The 399-nt window shown below is 40.4% G+C and carries 1 protein-coding gene; it reads left to right on the top strand.

Annotated elements, in window-relative coordinates:
* On the top strand, positions 1-399 hold a 399-nt coding region (locus tag HC175_RS19815; RefSeq protein WP_168139815.1), incomplete at both ends, for a DnaA ATPase domain-containing protein.

Here is a 399-nt window from a genome sequence, read left to right as displayed (position 1 = left end):
TCAGTTAAATCCCAACTATAATTTTGAAAATTTCCTGGAGGGAGATTCTAACCGTTTGGCTCGTTCTGCAGGCCTCGCAGTTGCGAATAAGCCGGGGGAGACTTCATTTAACCCATTACTTATATTCGGGGGAGTTGGATTAGGAAAAACCCATTTGGCGCATTCTATCGGGATCGAGATCAAAGACAAATATCCGGAAAAGACGGTTCTTTATATTTCCGCAGAAAAATTTACACAGCAGTACATTGAATCAGTAAAAAAGAATAACAGGAATGATTTTATTCATTTCTACCAGATCATCGATGTATTGATCGTTGATGACATCCAGCTGCTTTCGGGAAAAGCCGGGACTCAGGATGTTTTCTTCCATATTTTTAATCACCTGCACCAGAACAGGAA

This window comes from Salinimicrobium oceani, assembly GCF_012037645.1.
This window is presented reverse-complemented; position numbering and strand designations above follow the sequence as displayed.